The 12,554-nt window shown below is 52.6% G+C and carries 14 protein-coding genes and 1 pseudogene; 7 read left to right on the top strand and 8 right to left on the bottom strand.

Annotated elements, in window-relative coordinates; translation table 11 throughout:
- Positions 1-25 precede the first annotated feature (25 nt).
- The gene (locus MKX42_RS30250) at positions 26-853 is read left to right on the top strand and encodes a DUF6602 domain-containing protein (protein WP_340756949.1); all 828 of its coding nucleotides are present in this window, start codon (positions 26-28) and stop codon (positions 851-853) included.
- A gap of 39 nt (positions 854-892) precedes the next feature.
- Entirely contained in the window at positions 893-1,567 is a 675-nt protein-coding gene (locus tag MKX42_RS30245; protein ID WP_340756948.1) for an NADAR family protein, read from the top strand.
- A gap of 184 nt (positions 1,568-1,751) precedes the next feature.
- On the opposite strand, the gene MKX42_RS33525 is transcribed toward MKX42_RS30245, so the two are convergent.
- From MKX42_RS33525 to MKX42_RS30240, 3 genes and pseudogenes are all read right to left on the bottom strand, one after another.
- A complete protein-coding gene (locus MKX42_RS33525; RefSeq protein WP_367272796.1) occupies positions 1,752-1,835 on the bottom strand; it encodes a putative holin-like toxin in 84 nt (27 codons plus the stop codon).
- Between the two features lie 308 nt (positions 1,836-2,143).
- Positions 2,144-2,206, bottom strand: a pseudogene (locus tag MKX42_RS33520) (putative holin-like toxin); the annotation flags it as partial.
- A gap of 39 nt (positions 2,207-2,245) precedes the next feature.
- Positions 2,246-2,728: a hypothetical protein gene (locus MKX42_RS30240; RefSeq protein ID WP_340756945.1), complete on the bottom strand. Its 483-nt coding sequence runs from the start codon at positions 2,726-2,728 to the stop codon at positions 2,246-2,248.
- Between the two features lie 272 nt (positions 2,729-3,000).
- Here MKX42_RS30240 and MKX42_RS30235 point away from each other — a divergent pair, with 272 nt between their 5' ends.
- Positions 3,001-3,237, top strand: a complete 237-nt coding sequence (locus MKX42_RS30235; protein WP_340756943.1) for a hypothetical protein — start codon at positions 3,001-3,003, stop codon at positions 3,235-3,237.
- Positions 3,238-3,261: 24 nt separating this feature from the next.
- The gene (locus tag MKX42_RS30230) at positions 3,262-4,365 is read left to right on the top strand and encodes a slipin family protein (RefSeq protein ID WP_340756941.1); all 1,104 of its coding nucleotides are present in this window, start codon (positions 3,262-3,264) and stop codon (positions 4,363-4,365) included.
- 95 nt (positions 4,366-4,460) lie between these two features.
- Here MKX42_RS30230 and msrAB read toward each other — a convergent pair whose 3' ends face one another.
- The 5 genes from msrAB to MKX42_RS30205 all read right to left on the bottom strand — a co-directional run bounded on the left by msrAB (position 4,461) and on the right by MKX42_RS30205 (position 9,065).
- Positions 4,461-6,014, bottom strand: a complete 1,554-nt coding sequence (gene msrAB / locus MKX42_RS30225) for a bifunctional peptide-methionine (S)-S-oxide reductase MsrA/peptide-methionine (R)-S-oxide reductase MsrB (protein WP_340756939.1) — start codon at positions 6,012-6,014, stop codon at positions 4,461-4,463.
- 18 nt (positions 6,015-6,032) lie between these two features.
- Positions 6,033-6,749: a cytochrome c biogenesis CcdA family protein gene (locus MKX42_RS30220; protein WP_340756937.1), complete on the bottom strand. Its 717-nt coding sequence runs from the start codon at positions 6,747-6,749 to the stop codon at positions 6,033-6,035.
- Positions 6,750-6,792: 43 nt separating this feature from the next.
- Complete coding sequence (locus MKX42_RS30215) at positions 6,793-7,833, bottom strand: sensor histidine kinase (protein WP_340756935.1); 1,041 nt, start codon at positions 7,831-7,833, stop codon at positions 6,793-6,795.
- Positions 7,833-8,537 carry a response regulator transcription factor gene (locus tag MKX42_RS30210; RefSeq protein WP_340756932.1) on the bottom strand — a complete coding sequence of 235 codons (705 nt, stop codon included), beginning with the start codon at positions 8,535-8,537 and terminating at the stop codon, positions 7,833-7,835. The genes MKX42_RS30215 and MKX42_RS30210 overlap by 1 nt, the downstream gene beginning before the upstream one ends.
- A gap of 75 nt (positions 8,538-8,612) precedes the next feature.
- Positions 8,613-9,065, bottom strand: coding sequence for a hypothetical protein (locus MKX42_RS30205; protein ID WP_340756930.1), 453 nt, complete (start codon positions 9,063-9,065; stop codon positions 8,613-8,615).
- Between the two features lie 222 nt (positions 9,066-9,287).
- Between MKX42_RS30205 and MKX42_RS30200 the strand changes: the two genes are divergently transcribed.
- The 3 genes from MKX42_RS30200 to MKX42_RS30190 all read left to right on the top strand — a co-directional run bounded on the left by MKX42_RS30200 (position 9,288) and on the right by MKX42_RS30190 (position 12,527).
- On the top strand, positions 9,288-10,445 hold the full coding sequence (locus MKX42_RS30200) for a 5-methyltetrahydropteroyltriglutamate--homocysteine methyltransferase (RefSeq protein WP_340756928.1): 1,158 nt from the start codon (positions 9,288-9,290) through the stop codon (positions 10,443-10,445).
- Between the two features lie 245 nt (positions 10,446-10,690).
- Complete coding sequence (locus tag MKX42_RS30195; RefSeq protein WP_340756927.1) at positions 10,691-11,758, top strand: ABC transporter substrate-binding protein; 1,068 nt, start codon at positions 10,691-10,693, stop codon at positions 11,756-11,758.
- A gap of 1 nt (position 11,759) precedes the next feature.
- Positions 11,760-12,527, top strand: coding sequence for a (2Fe-2S)-binding protein (locus MKX42_RS30190; RefSeq protein ID WP_340756925.1), 768 nt, complete (start codon positions 11,760-11,762; stop codon positions 12,525-12,527).
- Positions 12,528-12,554 lie beyond the last annotated feature (27 nt).

The raw sequence follows: 12,554 nt of genomic DNA, 5'->3' as shown, positions 1-12,554 counted from the left end.
AGTTACAGATGACTGAGGTGGTTGAATGCCAGTTGAGAGAAGTTTGCCAAATTATTATCAGAGCTTTAGCAAGGAATTAGATGTTGCCAAAAATCGGGTGAGAGATATCATCGGAAATGCTCATTGGATTTCCGATGGAACACATAAAGAGGCTATTTTGCAAGATGTATTAAAGAGGTTTATCCCTAAGAAATATTTAATATCAAGTGGGTTCATTCTCTCCAATGATGGAGAAACATGCAGTAAGCAATTGGATATTATTATTTATGATCAAGCTTCCCCTTTACTATTTAACGGGCCTAACTTTGTGATTATTCCAGATCAATATGTTAGAGCAGTAATAGAAGTGAAGACTAGTTTAAGCGTAGGTTCGAAGTTGGTTGATGCTTTAGAGAATCTCTATACCGTACAATCAATAATGGAGCGGGTTTCTGACAACGTTTATTTTGGGATATTTTCATATGGCTATCAGGATTATCGAAACATTGGACCAGCGCTTGTCGCACAACGATTATTTACGAGAATCCAAGAATTCTACCAGGATAAAAGGCAGGAATATGAAGGGACGGACCTGCAATTTTTGCAGACGAGAACTTTAACGTCTTTATGTATGAATGGGCAGCTGTATGGCCTACATTGGAATAATGCAACTCATAGTAATCCCGAATTTGGATTTTATGATACTGGAGAACAATCCTTCAATTATTTTATGTCCAATTTATTAAGTACATTAGATAATAATGCGATTACTCTCTCTAAGCCGCTGTGGTTTCCTCAGTCTAAGGAGTCTAGCGTGCTACTTAAGGAGAGGATTGGGTTTCGATCAAGCGAGTTCAATGTCATGAGAGAATGACGGCCACATAATACCTACACAAGGAGGCCAGGGCCTGCCATGGATACCCCGGAACATATCCAGAAGATACACAATGAAGATAGAAAGGAATGGATATCGGCTAAGCCAGAGGCGCGTGTGATACGCTTCTATGAGACGGATAAGCCTTATGGCTGCTTTTCTAATTTTGCGAAGTATCCGATCCTGTTAAAGGGCAAAGAGTGGGCAACATCGGAGCATTATTTCCAGGCGCAAAAGTTCGCAGGAACAGAGCATGAAGAGGAAATCCGGCTCGCCAGTACGCCTATGAAAGCGGCCAGAATGGGCAGGGAGCGGAATCGGCCGCTGCGCCCGGATTGGGAGGAGTGCAAGGTGCAGGTGATGCGGGAAGCATTGATTGCTAAGATCGAACAGCATCCCGTGATCAGATCCATCCTGCTATCTACAGGCGATTGTACCCTTGTTGAGCATACCTCGAATGATGCTTATTGGGGAGACGGCGGGGACGGTCAGGGAGGCAATATGCTGGGGAAGCTGCTGATGGAGATTCGGGATGGCCTTGCGGGATACAACCCCGAATTCTTTTTGCCCGAATGGATGGTGTATCCTGATCTTCCTCCCTCCAGTATGGGCTGGAGAATGGGGGCGGGGGAGGACTATTTGGTGCATCTGCAGGAATGGAGAGAGAAGCAGTCACCGGAAGCTCTTAAGGAGTACGATGCGTATTTCAATTAGATAACTTCATACATTTTCTTACTTTATGAAATGATTTGTGGTATAGTAAAGGCAGAAAAAACGTAGAATACAAAGAGAGCCGTGCCTCAAACACGACTCTCGGAGCAATAGCCGCTTTTAAGGGCGGAGGCTTCAGATAGGTAAAACAGTTAAAGAATAGACCGCTTCCCTTGAGAAGGGCGGTCTATTTCTTTTTGTGGAAAGAGAGAATCAACACAACCAGAGTCGCGAACGAAATCATTAGCGTCAATGCTTGGTATACCTCCACAGGCCTCACCTCCCTTCCGGGAGATTAGCCGACCGCCCATATAAGCCTTTCTATTGCTTCAGCGATTATACCATGAATGGAAAATTTTGAATATACGAACAGCGCAGACTCTTCCAATGGATCTCGCCGGATGAGTGGGCTCAGGCTAATGAGAAGTTTTGAGAGAGTGGTACAATAGGCAGAAGAAAGTATAATGAAAAAAGAGAGCCGTGCTCTAACACGACTCTCAGAGCAATATCCACTTTTAAGGGCGGTGGCTTCAAAAGGTTATCCATTGAAATAGGATCGCTTCCTTAGACCAGGGCGACCTATTTCTTTATGGGGGAATTAAGCAATGCGATAATGAACATGCCGAACATGAACAACAGGGATTACGAATGGAATACACAAACCAAATCCCCTACTCAAGCTCAAAAGCAGGCTCCCCCACCTGCCTTTGGGCTTTTTTTCATTGATTGGGAAATTATTATTTTCGTGCAATGTGGATAAGTGTCTTGGAGCATACGCAGGAGACTATATTCTGGAATGACTTCGCTGATTTCACTGAACACAATGGGCTGCACGTGGACATCTGGGCTGGAGGCGGATATGGTCGAAAAACCGACCACATTCGGTACAGCGGAGGCACGATGGCGGGATATGGTCGAAAAACCGACCACATTCGGTACAGCGGAGGCACGATGGCGGGATATGGTCGAAAAACCGACCACATTCGGTACAGCGGAGGCACGATGGCGGGATATAGTCGAAAAACCGACCACATTAGGTGCAGCAGAGGCATGATGTCGGGATATGGTCGAAAAACCGGCCACATTGGCGATGCCGCAGGCATTTTGTTCATGCCTCTTCCCACCCTCTGGAAATTTATTCTCCCATCGTAATACTTCCGCCATGTTCGTTCCGCCTGATCTAAGCGATGATAGACCCTGTAAGAAAACGCTGAGCGCGTTCATCTTATATCCGGTTCTTATCCGGGCGGGCGTAACGAGGCGGGGATCTCTGGTGATCCCGCAGTGCCGGCATGTATGTTACGGTATCCTGTACGGTCCGTTGCGGTAAGAGTCACTATAGGGTTCGATTCCCTAATCGCCTTCACAGCGACGTTGGTACACTACTCGATTTCCATCGAGCGATTATTGAAGCAAAAATCAGAATAACGAAACCAATGGACAGAATCCCTGGCGGCTGGCATAGCGCTACTGCGGCAGGGCTTTGTAATCCGTGGATATCGGCAGCAGGGAAGCTTGCGGAGACTGGGGCAAGGACAGAAGGGAATGAAGGCTGGCTGAAGGTTGGGTTAGCCTCAGGTCTCAGGCAGTCCTCCCGGATCTCCCGGCAGACCGCTTGTCTCAAGCGCGATTCCGTCCGGGTCCGCAGCGGGATTCTGTCTTCCATTGGTTAAATCATGAAGGGGGTAATACATACGATGTTGAAATCAATCACGATTCAAGCGGACCAGCGCGGTCTGCTCTTTCATAAGGGAAGTTATGTGAAGCGGCTGCTGCCGGGAACCTACCGTTATTTTTCATGGTCGCAGCATACTGTGGTAGTAGTGGATATTACGAAGCCTTTTAGCGCTGGCGGGAAGGACCTGCAGCTGTTCTTACAGGATGATGAGCTCCTGCGGGAGCTTGAGGTGGTACGCGTACAGGATCATGAGAATGTGCTGCACTACGAGGATGGTCAATTCATGCAGGTGTTGAAGCCGGGGGTGTATGCGTATTGGAATCTGCTGAAAAAGCACACCTTCATCCACACGGATATCCGTGTGCCGGAGTTGCCTGCCGGGATCGACCGCTCGATCATCGCGCGGCTTACGCCGCACCTGCAGAGCTGCGAAATCGCCAGCCACGAGCTGGGGTTCCTGTTCTATGACCATACGCTCCAACGGGAGCTGACGCCGGGGAAATATTACTTCTGGAAGGGACCGGTCTCGGTGCTGACCAAGAAGGTCGATCTGAGACAGCAGCAGATGGATCTGCTCGGCCAGGAGATGATGACCGAAGATAAGGTCACGCTGCGCCTGAACTTCGTCTGCCAGTACCGGATCGTAAGTCCGCACCGTGTGCTGGAGCTGAAGGATTTCGATGAGCAGATCCACATCCAGCTTCAGCTCCTGCTGCGGGAGTATGTCGGGACGCTGAGATTGGACGATCTGCTGAAGCGGAAGGAGGATGTGGCGACGTTCATCCTGGACCGTATCCGGGAGAAGGAGGGGGAGTTCGGGGTGCGTTTCCTTGGGGCGGGCGTGAAGGATGTCATTCTGCCGGGGGACATGAAGGACATATTGAACACCGTGCTGCTCGCTGAGAAAAAAGCCCAGGCCAACCTGCTCACCCGACGGGAAGAGACAGCCTCAACGCGCAGCCTGCTGAATACAGCGAAGCTGATGGATGAGAACCAGACACTGTTCCGGCTCAAGGAGCTGGAGTTCCTGGAGAAAATCTGCGACCGGATTGGCTCCATCTCGGTTACGGGCGGCGGCGATCTGCTGGAGCGGCTAAGCTCACTGATCGGCGCAAGTAAATAGACAAGAATCGCCCTCCATACGGCTCAGCTTATGAGCTAGTGGAGGGCGATTCTTGCTGTATGAGGGGCTCCTTCATCTGTACGGTTCCGCTTAATCTACTGCACCAGCCCCATCAAATACCCGTAATGCTCGCTCTCCATCTGGTCCAGAGGGATGAAGCGGATAGAGGCGCTGTTGATGCAGTAGCGCTTGCCGCCGCGATCTGCGGGGCCGTCGTCGAAGACATGGCCCAGATGGATGTCACCGGATTGGCTGCGGACCTCGGTGCGTTCCATACCGAAGCTGGTATCCGTATCATAGGTGACGACCTGCGGGGCAATGGGCTTCGTGAAGCTGGGCCAGCCGCAGCCGGAGTCGTATTTATCCTTGCTGGAGAAGAGGGGCTGACCTGTGGCGATATCGACATACAGGCCGGATTCGTAGTTATCCCAATAGTCGTTACTGAAGGCACGCTCCGTGTCATTATTGACGGCTACTGCGTATTGGTCGGCGGTTAATTGCTGCTTCAGTTCTGCGTCGGAAGGGCGCGGGTATTGGGCCGGATCGATGACCGGCTCTTGCTCATCCAGGATGCTTAAGTCGATGTGGCAGTACCCGTTCGGGTTCTTCGCCAAGTAGTCCTGATGATATTCCTCCGCCAGATAGTAGTTCTCCAGAGGAAGGACTTCCGTTACGATCTTCTTGTCATACTTGGTTTGCTCCTGCGCTACAGCCTGCTGGATAACGGCTGCATCCTCCGGGGACGAATAGTAGATTCCTGTCCGGTATTGAACGCCCCGGTCATTGCCTTGCTTGTTGAGGCTGGTCGGGTCAACGACCTTGAAGTAAGCTTCCAGGAGCTGCTTCAGGGTGACCTGCTTCGGATCATATTTCACATGCACAGTCTCCGCGAACCCCCGGTCCCCGCGAATGACATCCTCGTAAGAAGGATTCTCGCCTTTCCCGTTGGCATAGCCTGAGGTGACATCCTGAACGCCCTGAATGCGGGCCATATATGCTTCCACACCCCAGAAGCAACCGCCCGCCAGGTACAGGTCACGCAGATCCTTATCGGCTATAGCTGCGGTCTTGACCGCTGGCACCGGAGCGGCCGCTGAGGCGGAGCTCATTCCCGCGAAGGTGTCCTTAATCTGCTCGTTGGAGGCATGACCCGGGAGGGACTTTACCAGCAACCCTTCTTCATCGATATAAAAAGAGCTGGGATATGCCCGTACCTGAAACTCCTTGGCCCATGTCCCATCTTCATCCAGCAGCACGGTTAAGTTGCCGTAGGATTGCTTGTTGAACCATTCCGTGAACTCCTTGGCGGATTTCTCGCCCTTGTAGCCGGGAGTTACAATTGATACTACCTCGAAGTCCTTCTCCTGTCCGGCCAGCGTGTTCAGTTCCTCCAGACCGGCAAGACAGATGGAGCACCAGGAGGCCCAGTATTTCACATAGACCTTCTTGCCCTTCAGATCCTCGAGCTTCATAGGGTTGCCCTTCAGATCATTTAATGCGAATGCAGGTGCAGGCTTCCCCTTGTTCATCGCTGCCGGGGAGACCGTCTTGCCGGATGCTGTATCGGGCTTCGCGCCGCATGCGGCCAGGATCGACAGCAGGCCGCCAATCACCAGCATATATCCCATCCACTTCCATATCTTTTTCATGCCTGATTCCTCCTCCCGTTATTGAATCCAGCTCACAATCGTATTCAGCTGGTCTGTCATTAGCAGCAGCCCCATGGCGATCAGCATACAGCCGGAGGCGATCTTGATCCCTCCCATGAACCGGTACAAGCGGCGAATCCGCTGCACCAGAACCTCCGAGAAGATGGATAGTACGAGAAAAGGAATCGCCAGACCCAGCGTATACAGCAGCATGAGGAATCCTCCGTAAGCAGGGGAGCCTTCCCCGGCAGCGATACTGAGAATGCCCGCGAGTACCGGGCCGATGCACGGCGTCCACCCGAAGCTGAACGTCAGGCCGAGCAGGAAGGCCCCGATATAGCCGCCGCGTGCAGCGCGGGGACTGGACAGCTTTTTTTCCCGTTCGAGCCAGGGGATCTTGATCAGCCCGGTCTGGTAGATCCCGAATAAGATGACAATCGCTCCGCAGACGGCAATGAACCTGGAGCTTGAAATGACACTGCCAAGGATACCGGAGCCGAAGCCCAGGGTAATGAAGACCACAGATAGCCCAAGCACGAAGATTAGCGTTCGCAGCATGAATACCGAACGGAACCGCATGGAGCCTGTGTCCACCCCGCCCTGATTCACACTGCCCGCCATACTTCCAGACAGATACGAGACATAGACCGGAAGCAGCGGCAGAATACAGGGTGCAAAAAACGATAATACCCCTGCGCCGAAGACGCAGAACAGGAATACAAAATCACCAGCCATCTCTGTCACCACCTATATGAATACACTTCTCTAATACTAAGGCTTACCGGCTGGTGTAGATGGGGACCGTGAACCAGAAGCAGCTTCCGGAACCCTTAGTGCTCTCTACACCAATCTTGCCGCCATGCAGCTCCACAATGGATTGGGCGATGGCAAGACCCAGTCCGGCGCCTCCGCTATTCTTATTGCGTGATTTATCTATCCGGTAGAACCGTTCGAAGATCCGTGCGGTCTCCGCCGCTTCAATTCCCTGCCCCTCATCGCTAACAGCGATTCGCAGGAACGGGCCTTCCTCGGCGGCGGACAGCACGATGTTGCCTTCTTCAGGGGAATGTTGAATCGCATTCTGCACAAGATTGGACAGTACCCGCTTAATCTGCGTGGGCATCATCAGGGCCGCGGGCAGCTTATCCGGCAGCTCAATTTCGACCTTCAGCCGCTTCTCCGCCAGATGGAAGGAGAAGCTCTCCAGCGTGCTGATCAGCAGTTCATCTGCATGGCACGGCTGCGGGTCGAAGGTTCCGCCGCTGGCCTCCAGGCTGGATAGTTCAAAGAGGTCCTGGATCAGCCCCGCCAGCCGCTTCGTCTCCAGCCGGATCGTATTCAGATACCGCTGGAAGGTCTCTTCTTCCTTGATCACATCATCCTCCAGTGCTTCCACGAATGACTGAATGGAGGCAAGAGGGGTCCGCAGATCGTGGGAGACATTCGCGATCAGCTCCCGCCGGGCGGACTCGGACTGGTGGAGATGGTCGAAGCTCTCTTTTAACTTACTGCTCATCTCATTGAATTGCCGGGCCAGCAGCTTGAACTCGTGCGGGCCGATCGTGGGGACTTCGGTGTGGAAATCCCCCTCGGCAATCCGTACCGTCTGCTCGGTAATCCGGGCAATGGACTTCTCCACCGGCCGTGTCAGCAGATGCTGGACGATGAAGGAGAACACGCCGATCCCGGCTGTGATACCGGACAGATAATATAGCTGATCGATGGTCAGCAGCATCCGGGAATAACTGACGAATAGACAGATCAACAATACGCCGATCCCCGTGAGACTGGACAATAGCAGATAGGTACGCAGCTTCATCAGATGCCATCACCTGCAAACTTATAGCCGATTCCCCAGACCGTCTTGATGTATTTCGGGTCGGAGGGGGTCTGTTCGATCTTCTCGCGTAATCTTCTTATATGCACCGTAACGGTAGTCGTATCTCCTTCATAGCTGAAATCCCAGATCTTGCTCAGCATCTGCGTCCGGGAGAACACCTGCCCCGGATGGCTCGCCAGCAGATACAGCATTTCGAATTCGGTCACCGTCAAGTCAATCGCCTGCCCGTTGATCTCTACCGTACGCTTGCCGACATCGAGGGTCAGCCCTTCGTATTTGATCGTGTGCTCAGTGGCAGTAACCGGCGATACCTGGACATATCTCATTCTGCGCAGAATCGCCTGCACCCGCAGGACGAGCTCCCTTGGACTGAAGGGCTTGGTCAGATAATCATCCGCTCCCATCGTCAGCCCCATCAAGCGATCCTGCTCCTCGCCGCGCGCTGTCAGCATAATGATCGGGAGATCTTCGGTCTGCCGGATCTCACTGCACACCTCCCAGCCGTTCTTATGCGGCATCATCAGATCTAGCACCATTAGGCTGGGCGGCTGGCTGCGCCATAGCTCTAGCGCCTCCAAGCCGTCCTTGGCGGTGGTGACCAGATACCCCTCCCGTTCCAGATACCTGCGGCACACATCGGTAATATTCGGATCATCATCCGCGACCAGCACTCGTTCATTCATCCTAACCCACCCCATATCCGGAAAAATCCATTTGATTCCATCATATCACAGGGTGAGTTCATCGCTCATCCCGTCTTATTTCATGGCCTTGGCAGGCTTCATGTACATGGTCACTACCGTATCCGCCACATAAGTACTGCCATCGTACAGGGCCGGAGCCATGCTCAGATTGACCGTTTTACCATCGACCATCATTTTTTTCGACCCGATCATGATCTTGATCATCTTGGCCGCCGGCATCATACCATCATCCATCATCTTGCCGTCGTCCGTCATCTTATCGTTGTCCATCATCTTGCCGTCATCCATCATCTTGTCCATGTACATCAGCGAGACGGAGCGGTCTTTGCTGTTCCATTCAATGCTGTAGCCGTACATCATGGCGGCCTGTCTAAGGTTCATTAACTCCATGCCGTCTTTCTTCATCGTCTTGATGCCTGCCGCTGCGCCGGAGATGCCGGACACCGCCAGAGAAAGTACCAATACTGCCGCCATCATGAACCGTTTGCCTGCTTTGCTGTTACCCATGCTAATCACGCTCCATTTCTTTGTAGTGGTTACATGGAACAGCATAAGCGGCAGAGCTTACGATTCTCTAAGCGAAACCTTACGATTGTATTACGGCAGCGGAGTGAGCGTATAACTTCTCCCTATAGCCAGATATCAGTTATAAGTGTTACGTCTAAGGCCGTACTCCATGCTAGAATTTATACACAAAGACAGAACAGTGGAATTAGAGGAGGACTAATCATGTGTGATAGATTTCAGATTGTAGGCAGCCTGCTGCGTCCGGCGGAGCTATTAGAATATAAGCAGCAGATTGAACACCGGGACGATATTCAGTATCCCTTTTACGGGGATTTCCAGGGCTATGAGCAGTGTGAGGCGAAGGCGATTCAGTCGGTAGTCGAGCAAGCGAGCGAGAATGGGCTGACGGTTCTGACGGACGGGGAGTACTCTAAGTCGATGTGGCATTTGGACTTCGCGTGGGGCTTCCAGGGAATTCAGCGCTATATTGCGCCTCACGGGTATTTCTTCAGAGACATTGACGGCACCTCCAAATACGAGACGCGCAAAGACATCGGTCTGCGCATCACAGGCGAGCTGGGCGGGAAGAATCACCACTTCCTTCAGGCGTACCGCCAGCTTCAGGAGCATGCCGGAGACCGGGAGACGAAGCTGTGCGTGCCTTCACCGTCCCATATCTTCGGAGAGCTGTCCTGGTCGGATAACCTTGGCGGCGAGGGGGCAGTGTACCAGAACCGTGATGAGCTGAAGGCCGGTCTGGTGACGGCTTATAAGGATTTTGTAGGGGAATTCGCGGCTGCTGGCGGTAAGATTCTGCAATTCGACGACTGCCTCTGGGAGCTGTTCGCGGACGATAATCCAAATTCGCCATTTACCGGTGAGGCAATCAACCACGAGGAAGTACAGAGTCTCGCGACAGAGTTCATCGATATTAACAACACCATTATTGATTACGGACATAGCCTGGGGCTGCTTATGTGGACCCATAACTGCCGCGGCAATTACGATTCCCGGAATATGGGCGGCGGCTCTTATGTGAAGATTGCCAACTTGTTCCTGAAGCAGCTGAAGTACGACCGCTTCTTCCTGGAGTGGGACGACGAACGCGCGGGCTCGCTGGAGGCACTTGCCGTGTTCAAGGATAGACCGGAGACGGAAATTGTACTTGGCCTGCTGTCTTCCAAAACCAGTACGCTGGACGATGAGACCCGTGTCCTCCGCATGCTGGATGAAGCGTCCACGATCATTCCGAAGGAGAGATTACTGCTCTCCCACCAATGCGGCTTCGCCTCCTGTGACGGGGGGAATGAGCTGACGGAAGCGGAGCAATGGGCGAAGATTAGACAGGGGCAAGAGATTGCCCGGCAATATTGGGCTTAACTTCATTAATAGGTAGCAGCTGTTCATAAAAGCAAGCCCGCATCTGGCAACAGGATGCGGGCTTGTTGCTGTATCCGACTATGGAACCGGCTGGAAACACACGCTAATAGCAACCCATGTCGCATTTATCCGGCTGCAATGTCGCAAAAGTACATGGAAACAGAGGCGGCAGATCGGCTATACTCGCTGTAACAATTATGATAATGAAAATCATTATCACATAATACATAACAGGGGGAGTCAGCGTGAACAGAGCAACACAGAAACAAGAGGCCGGCAGGAAGAAATTTGCCGCCCGGCAATCAGGATTATTCATGGTATGGATGCTGGCGCTGGTACTGGTACTGACAGCTTGCGGGTCTGGAGGGGGAGCTAATGCTGGCACAGCCGCACAGCCTTCAGCTTCAGCTGAGCCGTCCCCGTCGCCTGAAGTACAGGCGCAGGCATCACCGGAAGCACAGGCTACAGCAGCCTACCCGGTTACCTTCAAACATATCAAGGGCGAATATACGCTTACGGAGAAGCCGAAGGTGATCGCTGTGCTTGACGTGAAATTCGCCGATCAGCTGATCGCGCTTGGAGAGAAGCCGGCAGGCAGCGTAGTTGCCGGAACCAAGGACGAGTTCCCGGAATATCTGAGTGCTCAAATGGACGGGGTGAAGGTCCTGGGTACACGCGATGAGCCCAATCTGGAAGCCATTGTGGCGCTGAACCCGGATCTGATCTTGATGACTGATTTTCAGGAAGAAGCTTATGAGAGTGTCAGTAAAATCGCGCCTACAATCGTCCTGGACTTCTATGAGGATTGGCGGGATACGCTGGCTACCATCGGTACAATAACAGGGAAGCAGGCAGAGGCTGAAGTAGTGAAGAAGGCCTACGAGGACAAAATCACCGGACTGCGTGAGCAACTGTCGGCGAAGCTGGGCGACGAGACGGTGGCGCTGATTCGTCCAAGACCGGAAGGGATTCGGGTACATGGTCCCGAGCACCGGACAGGAAGCATTCTGTATGAGGATCTGGGATTAAAGGCACCTGCGTTCGTTCAAGCCATCAAGGATGACACCTCGGTCGAAATATCGATGGAGACTGTCTCTGATATCGGGGCAGACCGCTATTTCCTGCTCTCAGATGATCTGTTCGCCAAAGAGGCAGAGGCTCTGGCCAGCAGTCCGATCTGGAAATCCCTTGATGCAGTGAAGAATAACCGGGCCTATGATGTGAATTCAACGCTCTGGATCGCGTATTATGGTCCCCTGGCGATCAATATTATTGTAGATCAGGCCTCGGAAGCGCTGCTTGGAGCCAACTGAGATGGACCGCTATTTGTCGTCGGCCCGCTGGAGGGAACTGGCGGAGGATTACCGGATGAGGCTGGGGGAGCCGCCTGCGGACAGCGTCCGCACCATCGCTCTGAGTGAGCTGCAAGATGAAGCGGTATGCCGCGAATATATCAGCTGGCTTAAGGATTATATCGGTGCGCCGGACATGCAGGTTGCTGCCTCCATGCTGGCCAAAAGGATCGGCTATCTGTGGATCGCGCCAATACTGACCGCCATGACCGTTCATAATCATGAAGTCTTCTTCCCGCTGGACAGAAGCTTCCTCTATCATCCGGCTTCTACAGAAGAGACGACATTCCCATTCCTGGCGCTGGACGGGCTTCAGTCAGCCTCACCACAGAAGGATAGGGCCGTGTGGCGCGAAGCTGTTATTGAGGAGAATTTTGCGGCACGGCTTGCGCCGCTGCTGCAGATGCTTGCCAACGTTGGACCCGTCTCCATGGCCGTGCTGTGGGAGAATATTATGGTGCGTATTGCCCCGTTGTATGCGCCTAGAGCAGACCTATCCGGTGAAGAAAGGCTGCGGATGCAAGAGGATTTTGCGTTTCTGACCCGGACGGCTCCCGGCACATTGTTCGGCTCAAGACGCAACCCGTTCACCCGGTTCACCGGGGGGAATGACGAGGCTCCGGTTGCGAAGAGCAAGCGCATTACGTGCTGTTTCTACTACCGGATGTCCGGGGAATATTGCAGAAAGTGTCCGAAGATTGACATTGAGAATGAATCTCAATTAAAATGACAGCAGGTCTATCCGTTTAGCAAAGGA

The organism is Paenibacillus sp. FSL R7-0204, assembly GCF_038002225.1.
GTDB lineage: Bacteria > Bacillota > Bacilli > Paenibacillales > Paenibacillaceae > Paenibacillus_AQ.
Note: the sequence above shows the minus strand (reverse complement) of the source record. Positions and strands in the feature narration are given on the sequence as shown.

Excerpts from the sequence above, each read along its gene's own strand:
- MKX42_RS30250 (WP_340756949.1), top strand. The coding sequence starts at position 26 with ATGCCAGTTGAGAGAAGTTTGCCAAATTATTATCAGAGCTTTAGCAAG.
- MKX42_RS30245 (WP_340756948.1), top strand. The coding sequence starts at position 893 with ATGGATACCCCGGAACATATCCAGAAGATACACAATGAAGATAGAAAG.
- MKX42_RS30240 (WP_340756945.1), bottom strand. The coding sequence starts at position 2,728 with ATGGCGGAAGTATTACGATGGGAGAATAAATTTCCAGAGGGTGGGAAG.
- MKX42_RS30235 (WP_340756943.1), top strand. The coding sequence starts at position 3,001 with ATGGACAGAATCCCTGGCGGCTGGCATAGCGCTACTGCGGCAGGGCTT.
- MKX42_RS30230 (WP_340756941.1), top strand. The coding sequence starts at position 3,262 with ATGTTGAAATCAATCACGATTCAAGCGGACCAGCGCGGTCTGCTCTTT.
- msrAB (WP_340756939.1), bottom strand. The coding sequence starts at position 6,014 with ATGAAAAAGATATGGAAGTGGATGGGATATATGCTGGTGATTGGCGGC.
- MKX42_RS30220 (WP_340756937.1), bottom strand. The coding sequence starts at position 6,749 with ATGGCTGGTGATTTTGTATTCCTGTTCTGCGTCTTCGGCGCAGGGGTA.
- MKX42_RS30215 (WP_340756935.1), bottom strand. The coding sequence starts at position 7,833 with ATGAAGCTGCGTACCTATCTGCTATTGTCCAGTCTCACGGGGATCGGC.
- MKX42_RS30210 (WP_340756932.1), bottom strand. The coding sequence starts at position 8,537 with ATGAATGAACGAGTGCTGGTCGCGGATGATGATCCGAATATTACCGAT.
- MKX42_RS30205 (WP_340756930.1), bottom strand. The coding sequence starts at position 9,065 with ATGGGTAACAGCAAAGCAGGCAAACGGTTCATGATGGCGGCAGTATTG.
- MKX42_RS30200 (WP_340756928.1), top strand. The coding sequence starts at position 9,288 with ATGTGTGATAGATTTCAGATTGTAGGCAGCCTGCTGCGTCCGGCGGAG.
- MKX42_RS30190 (WP_340756925.1), top strand. The coding sequence starts at position 11,760 with ATGGACCGCTATTTGTCGTCGGCCCGCTGGAGGGAACTGGCGGAGGAT.